This window comes from Burkholderia sp. SIMBA_051 (assembly GCF_046534915.1).
Classification (GTDB): domain Bacteria; phylum Pseudomonadota; class Gammaproteobacteria; order Burkholderiales; family Burkholderiaceae; genus Burkholderia; species Burkholderia ambifaria.
Genome location: NZ_JAWRXS010000005.1, coordinates 269,138 through 284,803 on the forward strand (window position 1 = coordinate 269,138; position 15,666 = coordinate 284,803).

The window sequence follows — 15,666 nt, forward strand, 5'->3', positions numbered from 1 at the left end:
TAAACACGGGTACGCATCGCGAGACCCCCCGTCATGGACCATCCGAACGACATCTCACCGGCCGCCATCGCGCTGAACCGCTTTGGTCTCGGCGCGCGGGCCGACGAAGCGCCGCCTGCGGATCCGAAGGCGGCGCTCATCGCTCAATTCGACCGTTACGACGCGCGGCCGGCCGCATGGGCCGCTGAACCGGACGCGGTCACGCTCGCGACGCGCTTCGCGAACACCCGCAACGCGATGACGAGTGACGACGCGACCGCCAAGCGGGCAACCGCGCAGTCGATCCGTCGCGACGGCTACGACGCGTATCGCAGTGCGGTCGCCGCACGGTTGAACAGCGCGCTCACCACGCCCGCGCCGTTCGTCGAGCGACTCGTGCATTTCTGGGCGAACCATTTCGCGGTGTCCGTCGACAAGGGGCAGGTCGCCGCGTACGCGGGCGCATTCGAGCGCGACGCGATCCGCCCACACGTGCTCGGCCGCTTCGAGGACATGCTCGTCGCCGTCGAGCAGCATCCCGCGATGCAGCTGTTCCTCGACCAGGCACGCTCGGTCGGCCCCGACAGTCCGGCCGCGATGCGCGCCGAAGCCCGTGATCCGGCGGCGCGCCGTGGTCTCAACGAGAACCTCGCGCGCGAGATCATGGAGCTGCATACGCTCGGCGTACGCACCGGCTATACGCAAGCGGACGTGACGGAATTCGCGCGTGCGCTGACCGGCTGGAGCATTGCCGGCGGACGCGGGCCGCAGCCCGGCGATGCGGCGCCCGGCGCGTTCGTGTTTCGCCCGAAGCTGCACGAACCGGGCGCGCGCACGGTAATGGGCCGCACGTACGACCAGCCTGGCGAAGCGCAGGCGCGCGCGATCCTCGGTGACCTCGCACGTTCGCCGGCAACGGGCCGGCATATCGCGTTCCAGCTCGCGCGCCATTTCGTCGCCGACAACCCGCCGCCCGCGCTCACCGACCGGCTCGCCCGCGCATTCGAGACGAGCGGTGGCGATTTGCCGACCGTCTACCGCGCGCTCGTCGACGCGCCGGCCGCATGGTCGCCGGTCAATCGCAAGTTCAAGACGCCGTGGGAGTGGGCCGTGTCGTCGCTGCGCGGGCTCGGCTGGCGCGACGCGGGCGACCTGAAAGTCGCGCCGCTGCTCGCGCAGCTCGGCCAGCCGGTGTGGCGGCCGGGTTCGCCGGCCGGCTACGACGATCTGGCCGCGAGCTGGGCCGCGCCCGACGCGCTGGTGCGACGCGTGGAGATCGCGCAGCGGCTCGCCGCACGCACGGGCGACCGGCTCGATCCACGCACGCTCGGCAACACGCTGCTGGCGGGCTCGCTGAGCGAGCCGACGGCGACTGCGCTGTCGCGTGCCGAAAGCGCGACCACGTCGCTCGCGCTGCTGCTCGTGTCACCCGATTTCCAACGGAGATGAACATGGCTCGATCCCTTACCCGTCGGCATTTCCTGAGCATTGCCGCGGCCGGCGCGGGTGCGATGCTCGTCGCACCGCGCATCGTGTTCGCGAACGTCGAGACCGACCGACGCTTCGTGTTCGTGATCCAGCGCGGCGCGGCCGACGGGCTGAACATCGTCGTCCCGTATGCGGAGCCCGCGTATGCGTCGCTGCGTGGGCCGCTGGCGATCGATTCGTCGACGGCGATACGCATCGACGGCACGTTCGCGTTGCATCCGTCGCTCGTGCAGACCGCACGGATGGTTCGCGACAAACAGGCGCTGTTCGTCCACGCGATCGCATCGCCGTATCGGGACCGCTCGCATTTCGATGGCCAGAACGTGCTCGAGACGGGCGGCCGCGCGCCGTACCAGGTGAAGGACGGCTGGTTGAACCGCCTCGCCGCGATGTTGCCGGCGACGCGCGAGCGCGCGATCGCATTCGCGCCGACGGTGCCGCTCGCATTGCGCGGCGGCGTGCAGGCGGCGTCGTATGCGGCGTCCGGTTTGCCGGCCGCGCCGGACGATCTGCTCGCGCGTGTGTCGGCGCTTTACGAGGCCGACGCACAGCTCGGGCCGCTGTGGCAGTCGGCGATGGCCGCGCGCGGGCTCGCCGGCGATGCGCATGCGCGCCAGGACCCGGCAGGCGTCGGCAAGCTCGCGGCGACGTTTCTTGCGCGCGACGATGGCCCGCGGATCGCGATGATCGAGACGGGCGGCTGGGACACGCACAGCGCACAGAACGCGCGGCTCGCGAACCAGTTGAAGGCGCTCGACACGATGCTTGCTGCGTTGCGCGACGGACTCGGGCCCGTGTGGCAGCAGACCACGGTGCTCGTCGCGACCGAGTTCGGGCGTACGGCCGCCGCGAACGGCACGGGCGGCACCGATCACGGGCAGGCGTCGGTCGCGATGCTGGCGGGCGGAGCGGTCGCGGGCGGCCGCGTGATCGCCGACTGGCCCGGCTTGCGGCCGGGCGACCTGTACGAAGGGCGCGACCTGAAACCGACCGCGTCGCTCGACGCGCTGATCGCGGGCGCGGCCGCCGAAAGCCTGCGGCTCGATCCCGGCCGTACCGCGTCCACGCTGTTCGCGGAAAGCGGTGCGACGCGGCCGATGACGGGCCTCATTCGTACAACGGCGTGACGCGCGCCGTGCGTGCGTTCGCATCCGCCAACCGATTACTTGACGTCCTCACCCGCCTAAAGGCAGGTGATTCCCACACCTGGCGATGCACGTCCGCATCGGAGAATGTTCAGCGCAGCGTTGGTATCTCGATCATGCACGACACCACAGCCATCGCAGGCCCACTCTCTCATTCGCAGTCCCGCGATACCTTTCGGCCGCGTCGTGCTGTCTTTCGATCCGCACGCCGAACAGGACTGGGTAGAACCGCTTTCGTCGACTTCCTCGAACGTGGCCCCGTGCGCCATCGCTTTGTAACGGAGCTTGTTTCGGAAGGACGACCAGGACGCGTCGTAGACGCTCTTCGCCATCCTGGTTCTGGCAAGTTTGGCGGCCGACACGTTGCCGACCGCGATGTAATCGAACCGTCGCACCAGATCGAGGGCGAGCTTGTGCTGAAAATCGGCGCGGGCATTCGCCACCTTGGCGTGCAGCTTCGCGATATGTCGCTTGTGCTTTCGCGCCCGTTGCGCTTTCGCAAGCTTCTCGGCCGCGCATCGACCGAACCGATCGTTAGGCAGCTTCTCGCCCGTCGAAAGTGTGGCGAAGTCTTTCAAGCCGAGATCGATGCCGACACCGGAACGGATCGGGCGGACTTGAACATCGGGCATCTCGATCACGATGTTGAGAAACCAATTGCCGCGTGCATCCTGCGCAAAGTTGGTCCCATCCTTGATCTTGCCTTCGGGAAGCGCCCGGCTGTGGAATACCCGAAACGTGTTACCGGCGAAACGGAACGCGTCACCCTCGCGCTTCAGGTCGCGCCCCTTCAGCGGCACCCAGCCCAGCGATTTCCTGCCGCGATAGCGCAGGTAGGGCCGACGGTGCTGACTGCGCGACTTCGCATATTGCTCGCACGTCGCGTTGATCGTGCCGGAGTGGATGCCGAGTTCCTTGCTGCTGCCGGTCGTCAGCACGTTCAGATCGAATCCCGTCGGCCACTTCTTGCTCCACTTGAGCGCGTGCTTCTGCGTGTCATTGCAGAAGTTCCAGACGTAGTTCACCGCACGGCTTTGCTTGTTGAGCAGTCCGTTGAGCGACTTCACGCGGTAGCGGTAGACAAGGATCATGCCGGTGATCCTAACCCGTGCAAGAAGCTGCCTGTCAACAGCACGCCTTTCCTTCCCGCCATCCGCCCCGAAGGAAGTCCCCTTGGGGGAAATGGCGGGGTTTCTCGGAGCAAATTCTGATGAAGATCCGATCCGTATCGCTTGCCGTACTGGTGAGCGCGAGCGCCGCGCTGATGTCCGCGTGCGTGGTCGAACCGGCGCGGCCGCCGCAGCCCGCGCCGGTCGTCGAGGTGGCGCCGCCGCCGCCCGCGCCCGGCTATCGCTGGGTGAAAGGCCATTACCGCTGGGCCGGCAACCACTGGGCGTGGGTGCCGGGCCACTGGGTGGCCGTGTATTGAAGCGGGCGAACGGCGGGCCGGCACACCGGCTGTAAGCCGTTTGTGAACTTTCCCGGCGCGGCGCTCGTCTAATCGGCCCGCCAACGCTTCCTGAGGACCTCCAGATGATTCGCAACACCAGAACGCTGCTCGGTGCGGCCGTGATTGCCGGCAGCACGCTGCTCGCCGGATGCCAGACCAACGCGACCGCGACGGACCCGCGCGCGGCACGTCCGGCGGACGGCCGGCCCGTGACCAAGACCGTTTATGTGGCGCCGCAGGCAGCGCGCTGCACGGGCGTCGCACCGATGGATTGCCTGCAGGTGCGCAGCAGCCCGGCCGAGCCGTGGAGCTTGTGGTACGCGGGGATCGAAGGCTTCGCGTACCAGCCCGGCTATCAATACGTGCTGGAAGTCGACGAGTACCGCGTGGCGCAACCGCCGGCCGACGCTTCGTCGATCCGCTGGGTGCTCAAGCGTGTCGTCGAGCGGCGTCAGGTGAACTGACGGCTGCGCCCGCCCGCGGCGCCGATTACGCAGACGCCCGCGGCGCAACCGGCCTCGGCGGCCCCGCAGTATCGATCCGCCGGAACACGACCGACGACAGCAGCGTGACCGAGCCCATGCAGACGAACGACAGCATGAAGCCGTTCGCCATCGAGCCCCAATGCGCGGCGAACAGGTTCACGAGCCCGCCGCCGATCGACACGCCAAGCCCCATCGCCAGCATCTGCATCATCGTGAACAGGCTGTTGCCGCTGCCGGCGTCGGCGTGCGACAGCCCCTTGAGCGTCACGGCATTCATCGCGGCGAACTGCATCGAGTTCGCGGCGCCGAACACGATCAGCAACGCCATCTCGAGCGCCGGCGCGGGCCGCGCCGACACCAGCGCGAACCCCGCGATCGCGCAGCCGACGATCGCCGTGTTCACGACCAGAAACGTCGCATAGCCGAAGCGCTTCGCGAGCGGCGCGATCCAGCGCTTCGCGATCACGCCGGCGATCGCGGCCGGCAGCATCATCATCCCCGACTGCAGCGGCGTATAGCCGAGCTGCACCTGCATCAGCAGCGGCAGCATGAACGGCACCGCGCTCGTGCCGATCCGGCACAGCAGGTTGCCGAGCAGCCCCGAGCCGAAGTTCGGCTCGCGGAACAACCCGAGCCGGAACAGCGGCTGCGCGCGGCGCCGTGCGTGGGGCAGGTACGCGAGCGCACTCGCCACGCCGAGCACGGCGAGCCCGATCGCCCAGCCGGTGCGGTGCGCGGGCATCGGCGGATCGATCGCGAGCGACAGCGCGAGCATCGCGATCGACAGCAACGCACAGCCGACGAAGTCGAACGGCGGCGGCTGCGTCGCCTGGTCGTGCGGCAGAAAGCGCTGCACCGCGATGAAGCCGACCACGCCGACCGGCACGTTGACGATGAACACCCAGTGCCAGGAAATCGCCTGCGTGAGCCAGCCGCCGAGCGTCGGCCCGACGATCGGGCCGAGCTGGCCGGCGATCGACACGAACGCGATCGCCGCGACGTACTGTTCGCCCGGCACGCGGCGCAACACCGCAAGCCGCCCGATCGGCAGCAGCATCGAGCCGCCGATGCCCTGCACGGCACGCGCGACGACGAGCTGGCCGAGCGTGTGCGACGCGGCACAGCCGATCGACGCGAGTGAGAACACCAGGATCGCGAGCGAGAACACGCGGCGCGTGCCGAACCGATCGGCGAGCCAGCCGGACGCCGGCGTGAGCATCGCCATCGTCAGCGTGTAGACGACCACGACCGGCTGCATCGCGAGCGGCGACGCATGCAGGCTTTGCGCGATCGACGGCAGCGCGGTGTTGACGATCGTCGTGTCGAGGGACTGCATGAAGAACGCAGCGGCGACGATCCACAGCAGCGCGGAATGTGAGGGTTCGCGGGACATGACGAAGTGGGAAGTGCGGCGACCGGCGATGCAACGTGGCACGCCGGTCTACAAGCACTGGATGGTATCGATTCCGGTGGTCATCGGGAAGCTGCCTGATGGCATTGACTGTCATCGTAATCGGCGATGACAATGCGGGATGCTCAATCCCGTCTGGCTCAAGACGTTCGCGACCGTCACGAACTGCCGCAGCTTCACCGAAGCGGGGCGGCAGCTCGGGCTCAACCAGTCGAGCGTCAGCGAACACATCCGTCGTCTCGAAGAGAGCGTCGGCCGGCGGCTGTTCGTGCGCGACACGCATTCGATCGCGATGACGGCCGACGGCGAGGCGCTGCTCGTGCATGCGAACGTGATCCTGCAGGCGCTGAACCGCGCGGAATCGCAGTTTCGCAAGCCGCGGCTGCAGGGCCGCGTGCGGCTCGGCGCGTCCGACGATCTCGCGCTGGTCGCGCTGCCGGACGTGCTCGCGGCGTTTCGCGCCGCGCACCCCGACGTCGCGCTGGAAATCACGACCGGCATGACGAGCCGGCTCTACGAATTGATGGATGCGGGTGCGCTCGACCTGATGATCGGCAAGCGGCGGCTCGGCGAGCGGCGCGGCACGCCGCTGTTGCGCGCGCGGCTCGAGTGGGTCGCGCGGCCGGGCACCGTGGTCGACCTGGAGCGGCCGCTGCCGCTCGTGCTGGTGGCCGAGCCGAGCGTCACGCGCGCGGTCGTGCTGAACGCGCTCGCGGAAAAGGGAATCGGCTGGGAAGTCGTGTGTTCGAGCAGCAGCCAGCCGGGCTGCATCGCGGCCGCGCGGGCCGGGCTCGGGCTCACCGCGACGTCGCAGTATCTGTCGGCGCGCGGCCTGGCGACGCCGGTAAACGGCGACGGGCTGCCCGCGCTGCCCGACGTCGAATTCATCGCGCTCGCCGCGAAGCGGCTCAGCCAGCCAGCCGGCACGCTGCTCGAGCTGCTGGAAACCAGCGACCTGCGCGCACCCGGCGCGGCCGATCTGGGCGTGTAGCGCACTGCGTTACCTGACAGCTGCAGACAACCGCCAGTTCGCGCCGCATCCGGCCGGGCGCTTGCCGGCCGGGCCACGCGCCACGCGTTGCTGCGTCATGCCGCGCGTTTCTGCGAAATCACCAGCAGCGCGCCGTTCTTGTCCTCCAGCACCGCGCGGAATTCGTGCGGCCCGGCCTGCACCGGCACGCGCACCGACGCGCCGGCCTTCACGACCCGCGCCATCGCCGCGTACAGGTCGTCGCCTTCATCCACGCGCAGCGTGAGCGCCGCGCGCTCGACGATCTGCTCGTCGCCGGCCACCAGCGCGATCGTCAGCGGGCCGCCGTCGAGCGCGCAGTAGCGGTCGCCGTCGCGGAATTTCACGTTCAGGCCCAGTCCATCGACGAACAACGGCAAGGCCGTGTCGATGTCGTCGACCGGGTACAGCAGCATCGATACCTTCATTCCCTCTCTCCGTTGTCGTGAGGCGCGCACCGCACCGTCGTTCGATGCTAGCGCGCGGTGCCGGGCGCGACGCAGTCCGATCGGATGACGGTGAAACCCCTCTGTCCCCGCGGGCGGGCCGTTACTCCAAACAGACGATGCCCGTGCGGGCCGGCGCGCCGACACTCCCATCCGTGGACCGTCGCTATTCGTCCGTACCGTGCGGGCGGCTGCACGAGCCCGACTCGTCCAACATACATGGAGACGCACACAATGAAGTTTTCCCTCATCTACGAAGCCCAGACCACCGACGCATCGCGCGAGGGCGACCACCGGGTGTTCAAGGAGACGGTCGAACAGGCGCTGCTGGCCGAGCAGGTCGGCTTCGACACGATCTGGTGCGTGGAGCACACGTCGCTGACCAACTATGCGCACATGAGCGCGCCGGAAACCTTCCTTGCGTACCTGGCCGGGCGCACGACGCGCATCGGGCTCGGTCACGGCGTCGTGTGCCTGCCGCCGGCGATGAACCATCCGATCAAGGTCGCCGAGCGCGTCGCGCTGCTCGACATCCTGTCGGGCGGCCGCGTGCATTTCGGCGTCGGCAAGGGCGGCAGCCAGCAGGAGGCGGGCGCGTTCGGCTACGACCTCAACGAACTGCAGCCGATGATCGACGAGTCGATGTACCTGGTGCCGAAGATGTTCGTGCAGGACGAGATCGAGCATGACGGCCAGTACATCAAGATTCCGAAGCGTCCGATCCACCCGAAGCCGTTCCAGGATCCGCATCCGCCGATGTACCTCGCGTGCACGAACACCGACGCGCTGCTGCGCGCCGGGCCGTCCGAAAGGCGTGATGACCGCGCACGGACAGAACCTGCGCGCCGCGCAGGCATGGGCGACGATCGCCGGCGTGCGCCAGGACGACCGCTACCTGATCGTCAATCCGTTTTTCCATACGTTCGGCTACAAGGCCGGCTGGCTCGCCGCGCTGTCGAGCGGCGCGACCGTGCTGCCGCATCTCGTGTTCCAGCCGGACGACGTGTTGCGGCGCGTCGCCGACGAGCGCGTGTCGGTGCTGCCCGGGCCGCCGACGCTGTACTACGCGCTGCTCGATGCGCCCGAGCGCGCGGCGCGCGATCTGTGGTCGCTGCGGATCGCGGTGACCGGCGCGGCCGCGATCGCGCCGAGCCTGATCGAGCGGATACGCGCGGAGCTCGGCTTCGAGACCGTGCTGACCGGCTACGGGCTCACGGAATCGTGCGGCTTCGCGACGCTGTGCCGGCACGGCGACGACGCCGAGACGGTCGCCTATACGTCGGGCCGGCCGATGCCGGACATCGAGCTGCGGATCGCGGGGCCGGACGGCGCGGCACTCGGGCCGGACGAGACCGGCGAGATCTGGGTGCGCGGCTACAACGTGATGCGCGGCTACTTCAACCAGCCGGAGGCGACGCGCGACACCGTCGATGCGGCCGGGTGGCTGCACACGGGCGACCTCGGCTGCGTGGACGCGAACGGCAACCTGAAGATCACCGACCGGATCAAGGACATGTTCATCGTCGGCGGCTTCAACTGCTATCCGGCCGAGATCGAGCGGCTGCTGGCCGCGCATCCGGCGATCGCGCAGGTCGCGCTGGTCGGCGTGCCCGATACGCGGCTCGGCGAGGTCGGACATGCGTACGTCGTGTTGCGCCCCGGCGCGCATGCCGACGCCGATGCATTGAACGACTGGGCGCGCAGCAACATGGCGAACTACAAGGTGCCGCGGCATTACACGTTCGTCGAGCAATTGCCGACGAGCGCGGCCGGCAAGGTGCTGAAGTATCGGCTGCGCGCGGGTGCTGAAGCGGCGGGCTGAAGGCCGTCGCTTCGGTGCACGATCGAAGAGAGGGATACACGCTTACGTCGCCGAATCGATCCCGAATCTGCGCATCGAGCGAGCACGGGATCGTCTGCCCGTATCGCATGCGTCGACGCGCATGAACAGCCGTCGCAGCCGCGATCGGTTGTGTACGCATCATCCTCGGTATTCACCCTGAGCCTCGATGCACGATTCCGCATCTCGACCTCGCGCGCCGCGCGCGAGGTCACGTCAGTGAAACATTTTTCTTCCCCCGACTACTCGCACGCGCTTTCCGGCCGTCGCGATTCGCGTGCGTCCACAGCCGCGCGTGCTTGCCCGACGCGCGTCGCGGCGCGCGATGCGTGGCTCACCCGTATCGCGAACGACGATGAATCGCGAAAACAGATGCGTTCCTGAAACATTTCCGTCGATTCCCCCACGCGTCACGCCGGGGCAGGTGACGGCGACGCTTGTCCCGCGCGGGTTCGAGCGGTATGGCACACGCCTTGCGGTGAGCCCCGTGCCGCTCGTGACAACGCGACTGATATTTACGATAAATCGCGGGAGCGGCACGCAACGACATCGAAACATCGGGGATCGGCTCGAGCCGCGGGATGGCGGCCCGACGTGTCGGACGCGAGCAGCGTCGTATCGGCGACACGAACGGGCACCGCACGCTCGATCCGTCAAACAGCAAGCTTGCTTGCAAGGTGTCGTGCCGGGGGACCCGCTGCGCGTGGCGGCATGCGCTGCTCGCGGCGGGTCGAGGCGCCCGGCACAGTCGGGGGAACGCCCGTGAAAATGACAATGAACCAATGGGCAGCGCTGGCGGTGGTGTTCGCGGCCGGCGCGCACGCGCAGGAAATCTACCTGCAGGGCGGCACGCAGGGCGTCGGCATCGGTGCGGCCGTCAGCTTCAATTCGATGCTCGGCGCGCACGCGGATTTCAATGCGATCAATCTGACGCATGACTTCACGGTGGCCGGCAATCGCTACAAGGACGACGTCAAGCTGCGCCAAGGCGGCCTGTATGCGGATATCTTTCCGTGGCGCGGCAGCGGCTTTCGCACGACGCTCGGATTGCGCTTCAACGATGATGAGATCCGTGGCGTGTCGGTGCCCACCAACGGTACCTATGTATTCGGCGGCAAGCGCTACCCGGCGCTGCCGGGGATGTATGCGGTCGCCGAGGCGCGCTATCCGACTGTGATGCCGTACGTCGGGATCGGCTACGGGCATCGGCCGGCATCGAAAGGGCTCGGCTTCGTTGCCGACATCGGCGTCGCATACGGGATCCCGCGCAGCTCGTACACGCTGTCGCCGGCACTGGCCGCCGCAGCCGGGCCGCAGAAGAGCCAGATCCTGGTCTCCAGCGGCCTCGATGAATTGAATCGGAAGATGTCGCGGTATCGCTGGTATCCGGTCCTGCAGATCGGGATCTCGTACCGGTTCTGAGCAGCGCACGCGTCACAGCGCGGCCGTACTCTGCTCGCGTGCGGGTTCAACCGTCCTGCGGGCCGGGTGCGCGCCGTTGCGCTTCGCGATGAACGGGTGCTCGATGTAGCGGTAAGTCAGCAGCGCACAGAAGACGGCGACCAGTGCGCACGCAAACGACAGCGCCCAGACGCCGGAGTCGTCAACGGAATTGATCGGGAAAACGAACTTGTTGAACGCGCGGACGATCGCGTACACGATCGCCATGTGGAGCATGTAGATGCTGAAACTGGCGGTGCCGAGCAGCGCGAGCGGTCGGGTTTCGAGCACGCCGTAGAACGTGTTCCCGCACGCGACGCACAGGAACACGGGGAGCAGCGGCAACGCGCCCTCGATCGAGTAGCGTTCGGCCGGATACGGGGCGACGGCGAGAATCAGCAGCGCGACGGTGGCCGCCGATTTCGTGCCGAGCAGCGAGCGGATCGCGCGATGCCGCGAGGCCTCGAACGCCAGCGCGCCGAACGCGAACAGCAGGGCCATCCCGCCGGGCGGCCCGAACAGCGCGGCGCAGAACGTGACGATCGCAAATGCGAGCAGCTTGCGCCACGCGCGCGTCGCGACGAACCACGCGAGAAACGGAATCGCGACGTAGAACCGCCATTCGTACGCGAGCGTCCACCAGACGCCGCTCAGATAGCCGGTGTGTTCCGCGCCGTTGACCGGAAAAGCACCGAACCAGCCGAGCGAAACGGCTTTGAGCAGATCGGCCAGCAACCGGATCGGCGCGTCGACGACATTGCCGGGAAACCAGTACAGCGTGCAGGCGACGATGACGATCGCGTAAAAGAGATAAAGCGGGGCGACGCGCCGCACGCGCCCGACGAAGAAGCTCCGCACGTCGAACGTGCCCCTGCACGCGCGTTCCCAGAACAGGAACCCGGTGACCATGAAGAACAGCGCGACGGGAATCGTGCCGAGATTGCGCAGGAAGTCGGAGGGGGCGCCCCAGACGCCGGTCGACAGCAAGCCCTGGTTGCACGCGAAGTGATGGAAGACGACGGAGGTCGCCAGGATGCCGCGGAATCCGTCCAGGTTCGGATGGCGCATCGACAGCGATTTGTCGACGGCCGACCGGTAGAACGGTACGTGCCTCGCGACGAGCCACGCGATGATCGCGACGGCCGCAAGGCAGGCCGGGAAGTAGAGCTTGTCGGGAGTCGGGGAAAACAGGGTATCCAGAGAAGGGGTAATCAGGTCCACTGAAGGGCGTCTCGTGTCTTGGATCGCTTGGATCGGGATTTCAGGCACGGATGGTCCGCGTCGATGCAAGGTCTTCTGCGCGCGTGGTGCGGCGTTCGATCGCCGGTCTTGTGCGTCGATGGTATCAAACGGTCACGACGGCGTGCCGCATGGAGATGCAACATGATGTTTCGATGCGGCGGGTGTCATCTGTACGACGCGCATCTGCCCCGGCTGCCCTCCGGGGCATGGCCATTCGGCCGTCTTTTTCATCGCCTCGATTCGGCTTACCGTGCACGACAGCAGTTCGACGCGTCGGGCCAGCGGCGCAGGGGCTTTCTGTTGCCTGTTGCCGCCGGCCCGCGCCGACTTCCGTCTTCCATCTGATCGTCACGATGATAGCAATGCTTGCAATTCACCGTCACGGCGCTATCATTGATAGCAATCTGGATGGAGGTACCTATGGCAAATCTTCTGGTGCGTAACGTGGATGACAGTATCGTTCAGAGCCTGCGCGAGCAGGCCGCGGCCAACGGCAGGAGCGCCGAGGCCGAACATCGGGCCATTCTGGCCGAGGCGCTCGGCCGGCCGAAGCGACGGACATTCGCGCACGTGCTGATGAGCATGCCGGACGTCGGCGAAGACGCGGATTTCCAACGTGTTCAGGATTCCGGCGAGGTCAGGCGTGTTTTTGATTGATACGAACGTCATCAGCGAGATCAGAAAGGGCAAGCGAACCAACCGCGGCGTGCGCGCGTTCTTCAGGCAGGCGGAGGCCGACGTGAGCCCGCTTTACCTGTCGGTCGTGACGGTGGCCGAACTGCGGCGCGGCGTCGACCTGATCCGCCATCGCGGCGATCATCCGCAGGCGTCGGCGCTCGAGGCATGGATGGCGACGATCCTGTCCGGCTATGCGTCGAACATCCTGCCGGTCGATATCGAGACCGCCCAGATGTGGGGCCATTTGCGCGTGCCCGATCCGGCGCACGCCCTCGATCACCTGATCGCGGCCACCGCGCTGATCAACGATCTGACGGTCGTTACCCGCAATGTCGACGATTTCGTTCGCACCGGCGTCCGGCTGCTGAACCCGTTCGATTGATCGAAGTCGCGGGCATCGCGGCAATCCGCCCAGCTTCCCGTCTTCTCCGTCGCGCATGGCCCGTCCCATCGGGCTTGCGCGGGGCACCCGATTTCCACCAACTCCCCGCCAATTCCCCCTCCGACTCTCGTCCCAACAGACGATGTGACGCCATCCCCGACCGGCCAGAATCCTTTCACGAACAACGGATTCTGAACCTGGAGGAGGCCGACATGATCGATGTCCGTGCGCTCGGCTACGTCGTCGTCGAGGCGACCCGCGTCGATGCGTGGCGCAGCGACGCACAAGACGTGCTGGGCATGCAAGCGCTCGACGCGCCCGACGGCGCGCTGTACCTGAAGATGGACGAGCCGATCGGCGACGGCGGGACACCGCCGGCGCTGCATCACGTGTTCGAACCGCTGTAACGGCGGCGCGCGGCAAAAAAAGGTAGGGAATCGTTACCCCCTCCCGATTGCCGCAGAGGCCCGCCAAGCAAGGCGGACACGCTGGCGCGTGCGTGCGCCGCATCGAAAAGAGCTTGACGGATCGGCCGGTGCCGCGTAGTGTCCGAGACCGAAGTCTTCAAGAAGTTCGATTGCTCATCATTGGCCGCACTGCACATTGTGCGGCAGTCGTTGGTCTCTCCCTCTTTGATTCTTTCTGTGCCCGTTGCGGGCGCTGTTCTCAATCGTATTAAGGAAGTATTTGTGGATACCGGTACCGTCAAGTGGTTCAACGAAACCAAGGGCTTTGGTTTCATCTCCCCGGACAACGGCGGCGACGATCTGTTCGCCCATTTCTCTGAAATTCGCGGCACGGGCTTCAAGACCCTGGCCGAAGGTCAGAAAGTCAGCTACGAAGTGAAGCGTGGCCCGAAGGGCCTGCAAGCGTCGAACATCACGCCGCAGTAAGCCGTGTCGGCACCGGCCGCCGAATGGCGGCCGCTGCCGGACGGAGCTCGCGCGGATGCCGGCCCAAGCCGGTGTCCTGCGCGTTCCGACGCACACGACCGATGCATCGCGGTATACACGATGCATCGGTCGTGTGCTTCCCTCATTCATCGCAGGTCCGTACGACGTGCGATTCAACGCCCTCGCGAAGCGCTCGCCGCGTCGCCAGCGGCCCATGCTGCAACCCGTAGGCCGTCGCCATGCCGCACGTGGCACGGTCCCGACTTTGCGCGGTGCTGATCGCACCGCCGCCACTGACCGCCCGACCGCCGCAATGCGCCGGGCTCCGATTGCAAGATGGGCCCGTCGCCCGTCTGAACGAATTGAAACCCGGCATCCTGCCGGCGGCCGTCCCGTTGCGGGCCACGGCGCCGGTGAGCTCGCCGTGGCCGCGGTCATTTACCTTCTCTGGAGGAATTGGTTTGGCAAAAGAAGAACTGTTGGAACTGGACGGAATCGTCGACGAAGTGCTGCCGGACAGCAAATACCGTGTCACGCTGGAAAACGGCGTTGTGGTCGGCGCGTACGCGTCGGGCCGCATGCGCAAGAACCACATCCGCATTCTCGCGGGTGATCGTGTGACGCTGGAACTGTCGATGTACGACCTGACGAAGGGGCGCATCAACTTCCGTCACAAGGACGCGAACTCGACGCGTCCGCCGCGCAGCGGGCAACCGCGTCGCTAATCGGCAACGATCGGCGCAAGCAGGCAGCACAGGCTCGCTGATCGAATCCCGTCCGGCCGATCAGGCCGGACGAATAGGATGGACGACACATCGCGTGCCGTTCACCGGTCGTCGGCGGCGTCGTCATGCCGCGGCGGCCAACCCCGCCTTTACCGGCCACCGCGCGTGCGCAACGCTCAAGGGGCCGCGTCCCGCAGGAAATCCTCGACGATCATCGCAAAATACGGCGGACATTCCTGCATCGGGTAGTGCCCGCAATTCGGTATCGGCACGAGCCGCGCGTTCGGATGCCACGCCAGAAACGTCGCCTGCATCGCCGCTTCGTCGAGCCCCGGATCCTTGTCGCCGACGATCACCAGAAAGCGCGTGTCGAGCCCGCGTATGTCGTCGACGAAATCCGTTCCGGTCAGCATGTCGAGATACGCGAGCCGGTAATCCGGCGCCACGCGCTCGCGGTTCTGCCGCAACTTCAAATCGGCCCAGCGCGCCGACAATCCACCCGTCACGAATCGCACGAGCCGGCGAAACGCATCGTCATTGACGGCCGTGCTCGCGAAGAATGCGCGCGCGTCGTCGTTCAGGCGATTGCCGGCCGCTGACACCGGGCACACGGCAATCGCGCTCTTGATGCGCGATGGCGCGTCGGCGGCGAGCCGTTGTGTCGCCATGCCGGTCATCGAATGGCCGATCACGTGAAAGCGCTGCCAGCCGAGGCGATCCGCGAGCGCCAGGCAGTCGGCCGAAATCTCGTCGATGGTACAGGCACCGGTCAGGTGGATGGATTCGCCATAGCCGCGCAGGTCGACGAACACGTATGTGAACGCCGCTTGGTCGAGATACGGCAGCAGTGCCGCGTAGTTCGTATGGTCGCCGAGCCAGTCGTGCATGACCATCACGCATTCGGGGCCCGTGCCGTGCTGCAGGTAGCCGAGGCCGCTGTTCGGACGAGAGGCGAGGGTGTCGATACGGGTCATTTCAAGGGGTTTCCTTTTGGTTGGCGAACCAAAACGAAACGCCCTCCCGGCGGACCGGGAGGGCGTCTTGAAAGTGCAT

Annotated in this window: 15 protein-coding genes and 2 pseudogenes; 13 read left to right on the top strand and 4 right to left on the bottom strand. The window is 66.9% G+C overall.

The window, feature by feature from the left end; all coding sequences use genetic code 11:
- The first annotated feature begins 33 nt into the window (after positions 1 to 33).
- Positions 34 to 1,428, top strand: coding sequence for a DUF1800 family protein (locus SB771_RS14360; RefSeq protein ID WP_175659158.1), 1,395 nt, complete (start codon positions 34 to 36; stop codon positions 1,426 to 1,428).
- Positions 1,429 to 1,430: 2 nt separating this feature from the next.
- Positions 1,431 to 2,594, top strand: a complete 1,164-nt coding sequence (locus SB771_RS14365) for a DUF1501 domain-containing protein (protein ID WP_175659159.1) — start codon at positions 1,431 to 1,433, stop codon at positions 2,592 to 2,594.
- Between the two features lie 56 nt (positions 2,595 to 2,650).
- Here the strand turns inward: SB771_RS14365 and SB771_RS14370 are convergent, their stop codons facing one another.
- A complete protein-coding gene (locus tag SB771_RS14370; RefSeq protein ID WP_175659160.1) occupies positions 2,651 to 3,703 on the bottom strand; it encodes an RNA-guided endonuclease InsQ/TnpB family protein in 1,053 nt (350 codons plus the stop codon).
- Positions 3,704 to 3,822: 119 nt separating this feature from the next.
- Here SB771_RS14370 and SB771_RS14375 point away from each other — a divergent pair, with 119 nt between their 5' ends.
- Together SB771_RS14375 and SB771_RS14380 are read left to right on the top strand one after the other, a co-directional pair.
- Complete coding sequence (locus tag SB771_RS14375; protein WP_011658913.1) at positions 3,823 to 4,041, top strand: YXWGXW repeat-containing protein; 219 nt, start codon at positions 3,823 to 3,825, stop codon at positions 4,039 to 4,041.
- Positions 4,042 to 4,145: 104 nt separating this feature from the next.
- On the top strand, positions 4,146 to 4,526 hold the full coding sequence (locus SB771_RS14380; protein ID WP_175659161.1) for a DUF4377 domain-containing protein: 381 nt from the start codon (positions 4,146 to 4,148) through the stop codon (positions 4,524 to 4,526).
- Positions 4,527 to 4,551: 25 nt separating this feature from the next.
- Here SB771_RS14380 and SB771_RS14385 read toward each other — a convergent pair whose 3' ends face one another.
- Entirely contained in the window at positions 4,552 to 5,940 is a 1,389-nt protein-coding gene (locus tag SB771_RS14385; RefSeq protein ID WP_175659162.1) for a DHA2 family efflux MFS transporter permease subunit, read from the bottom strand.
- 139 nt (positions 5,941 to 6,079) lie between these two features.
- On the opposite strand from SB771_RS14385, the gene SB771_RS14390 reads away from it, so the two are divergent.
- The 4 genes and pseudogenes from SB771_RS14390 (at position 6,080) to SB771_RS14405 (ending at position 10,675) form a co-directional block, all read left to right on the top strand.
- On the top strand, positions 6,080 to 6,949 hold the full coding sequence (locus tag SB771_RS14390; protein ID WP_175659163.1) for a LysR family transcriptional regulator: 870 nt from the start codon (positions 6,080 to 6,082) through the stop codon (positions 6,947 to 6,949).
- Positions 6,950 to 7,647: 698 nt separating this feature from the next.
- Positions 7,648 to 8,214 (top strand): annotated as a pseudogene (locus SB771_RS14395) (LLM class flavin-dependent oxidoreductase); the annotation flags it as partial.
- Positions 8,213 to 9,235 (top strand): annotated as a pseudogene (locus SB771_RS14400) (AMP-binding protein); the annotation flags it as partial. The pseudogenes SB771_RS14395 and SB771_RS14400, both read left to right, overlap by 2 nt.
- Before the next feature lie 786 nt (positions 9,236 to 10,021).
- Positions 10,022 to 10,675 carry a hypothetical protein gene (locus SB771_RS14405; protein ID WP_320206266.1) on the top strand — a complete coding sequence of 218 codons (654 nt, stop codon included), beginning with the start codon at positions 10,022 to 10,024 and terminating at the stop codon, positions 10,673 to 10,675.
- A gap of 12 nt (positions 10,676 to 10,687) precedes the next feature.
- Here the strand turns inward: SB771_RS14405 and SB771_RS14410 are convergent, their stop codons facing one another.
- Positions 10,688 to 11,914 (bottom strand): acyltransferase family protein, encoded by a 1,227-nt coding sequence (locus SB771_RS14410; protein ID WP_175659164.1) that lies wholly within the window; start codon positions 11,912 to 11,914, stop codon positions 10,688 to 10,690.
- 441 nt (positions 11,915 to 12,355) lie between these two features.
- Between SB771_RS14410 and SB771_RS14415 the strand changes: the two genes are divergently transcribed.
- The 5 genes from SB771_RS14415 (at position 12,356) to infA (ending at position 14,613) form a co-directional block, all read left to right on the top strand.
- Positions 12,356 to 12,592, top strand: coding sequence for a FitA-like ribbon-helix-helix domain-containing protein (locus tag SB771_RS14415; protein WP_105831267.1), 237 nt, complete (start codon positions 12,356 to 12,358; stop codon positions 12,590 to 12,592).
- Positions 12,579 to 12,995 (top strand): type II toxin-antitoxin system VapC family toxin, encoded by a 417-nt coding sequence (locus tag SB771_RS14420; RefSeq protein WP_175659165.1) that lies wholly within the window; start codon positions 12,579 to 12,581, stop codon positions 12,993 to 12,995. Before SB771_RS14415 ends, SB771_RS14420 begins: the two co-directional genes overlap by 14 nt.
- Positions 12,996 to 13,207: 212 nt before the next feature.
- A complete protein-coding gene (locus tag SB771_RS14425) occupies positions 13,208 to 13,402 on the top strand; it encodes a hypothetical protein (RefSeq protein WP_244096711.1) in 195 nt (64 codons plus the stop codon).
- 282 nt (positions 13,403 to 13,684) lie between these two features.
- Complete coding sequence (locus SB771_RS14430; RefSeq protein WP_006751843.1) at positions 13,685 to 13,888, top strand: cold-shock protein; 204 nt, start codon at positions 13,685 to 13,687, stop codon at positions 13,886 to 13,888.
- A gap of 461 nt (positions 13,889 to 14,349) precedes the next feature.
- Positions 14,350 to 14,613 (top strand): translation initiation factor IF-1, encoded by a 264-nt coding sequence (gene infA, locus SB771_RS14435; protein ID WP_006751842.1) that lies wholly within the window; start codon positions 14,350 to 14,352, stop codon positions 14,611 to 14,613.
- Positions 14,614 to 14,789: 176 nt separating this feature from the next.
- On the opposite strand, the gene SB771_RS14440 is transcribed toward infA, so the two are convergent.
- On the bottom strand, positions 14,790 to 15,587 hold the full coding sequence (locus tag SB771_RS14440; RefSeq protein ID WP_175659166.1) for an alpha/beta fold hydrolase: 798 nt from the start codon (positions 15,585 to 15,587) through the stop codon (positions 14,790 to 14,792).
- Positions 15,588 to 15,666: the final 79 nt, after the last annotated feature.